The following is a 1688-nucleotide window of genomic DNA, read 5'->3' on the forward strand; positions in this document are numbered from 1 at the left end:
CTGATCCGCTCCAGCCGGCGGACGACGGTGTTGGGGTGCACATGCAGTTTCTCGGCCGCGTACCTCGGGCTGCCACCGGTGTCGAAGTAGGCGTCCATGGTGCGGGTGAGCTCGGTGAAACGCTGCCGGTCGTAGTCGAAGACGGGACCGATCACCGAGTCGATGAATCCCTCCGCATCGAGGCTGTCCGATAACAGCACGCCCAGAAAGCCCAGTTCGCGCGCGGAGGCGGCACTCCCGACCGCACCGAGCACCGTCATCGCGTCAAGGCAGCGAGCCGCCTCCTGGTATCCCTGGAAGACCGCTCCCGGATCCGACACCGGACCCGCAGCCGCCACCGTCACCGGGTGGCCGAGCAGCGGCGACAACTCGTCGCAGACCATCCGGGCCGCCTCTCCCGCGTCCTTCGCCGGCAGCAGGAGCACGGCGGAGTCACCCTGCATGCTCTTGAGCCCGTTCATGCGGTGGGCATACGAGGAGGCCCAGGTGCACGTCTTGGCCTGGGCGCCCCCCTCGGGACGGGCGACGACCACCACGTGCGGCTCCTTCAGGTCGATGCCGAACCGGCGTGCGCGTCTCTCCAGCTGCGGCCGCGGGCGCTGCGGACTGACCAGGAGATCGTCGAGGAGCTCGTCACGAACGTGGCCATCGGCCGTGGCGGTCCTGCTGTTCTGCAACAGCAGCATGACCGCCGCCGTTTGCGCGGCGCGCCGTAGCAGCTGCTGGTCCCGGTCGGTGAGCGGGCGGCCGGGGTCGAGGAACAGCGTGCCGAGGTACTCGTTGCCGGTGGCGACCGGCATGGTCCACATGCCGTCGTCCAGTTGCACCGGCGCCGGCTCGCCGATGGTGTGAGCGTCCACCGCGGCCACCAGCAGCGCGCCCTCCTCTTTCTCAGGCAGGTTCCCGGCTGTTGCCAGGACGGTGCCGTTGGCGGCGAAGATCAGCAGGCCGCTGTTGAGCCGCTGGCTGACCTCCTCGGCCAGAGCCCGGAGATCGCCGCCCCTCAATACCAGTTCGATCAGCTGGTCGTGGATGGCGCTGAGCTCCTCGGTACTCCTCAGATCGGCTTCGCACCGGGACACGCCCTGCCGCAAGCCCCTCACCTGGGCGATCATCCGGTCCCACTGCCGGGCTCTCTCGATGGCCACACCGGCGATGTCCCCGAGGAAGCTCAGCAACGCGATCTCATCCGCGGTGAAGTGACGCACCCTCCGATCAGCCACGTACAGTGCGCCGAGCGATTGTGTGCAGTCGCTCAGGGGAACCGCCATGACGGCGTGGAGACCTTCGGCCCCGACCGCCTCATCGATCGACTCGCTGTGCTCGAACCGCTGGTCATCGAGGTAGTCAGGGGTGCAGAACGGTGAGGGACCGGTCGTTACGACGCTGCCGATCTCCGTGCTCGCCGGCAGCCGCAGCCCCACGTTCAGCCCTGCGGTATGGCCATCGGAAGCGCACACGCAGAACGCTCCCTCGTCGTCCGGAAGGCCGATGTAGGACATGTCGACGCCGAGCAGTAGTCGCGCCCGCCTCGTGATGATCTTGAGTGTGGACTCCAGGTCGTGCAACGCAGCCAGTTCCCGTGCGGTGTCCACCAGACTGGTAAGGCCTGTCTCACGCTGCTGCCGCCGGTACAGCTGAGCGTGGATGGCCAGCCCTAATCGCCTGGCGTGTTCCACCGCCTCCAG

The 1688-nt window shown here is 67.9% G+C and carries 1 protein-coding gene; it reads right to left on the reverse strand.

Annotated features, from left to right (window positions below):
• Positions 1 to 1595: GAF domain-containing protein (locus ACTWQC_RS35730; protein WP_443320036.1), on the reverse strand; the 1595-nt coding region annotated here is incomplete at its 3' end.
• Between the last annotated feature and the right edge of the window lie 93 nt (positions 1596 to 1688).

Origin of the sequence: Streptomyces sp. 8N616 (assembly GCF_052246385.1) — a bacterium.
Classification (GTDB): domain Bacteria; phylum Actinomycetota; class Actinomycetes; order Streptomycetales; family Streptomycetaceae; genus Streptomyces.